Source organism: uncultured Microscilla sp. (assembly GCF_947493425.1).
GTDB lineage: Bacteria > Bacteroidota > Bacteroidia > Cytophagales > Microscillaceae > Microscilla.
In genome coordinates this window covers 1-242 of sequence record NZ_CANLRP010000659.1, presented here as the reverse complement: position 1 = coordinate 242, position 242 = coordinate 1, and the positions used below count along the sequence as shown (strand labels likewise).

Sequence of the window (242 nt, the reverse complement as noted above, 5' to 3'; positions counted from 1 at the left end):
TCTTCTAAATCAGCCCGGTAAATTTTCTTTGTTCCTTCCCTGAAAGCGACCCTTAGATTACCTAGATGGTCTTTGTAATGATACTCATACACAAAGCCCGTGTTCCCATCCAAAGCACCAGGTGCCAATGCACGCCCTTCGGCAGTATGCACAAATTGCAACTCGTCGTTTTCGTATACAAAACTCCCTATATAATCGGTGCGGCTCGTTTGCGCGCCCGTGCTGTCTATGACTACCTTATT

The 242-nt window shown here is 46.3% G+C and carries 1 pseudogene; it reads right to left on the bottom strand.

From position 1 onward, the window contains the following. Nucleotides 1–242 (bottom strand): annotated as a pseudogene (locus Q0954_RS34845) (hypothetical protein); the annotation flags it as partial.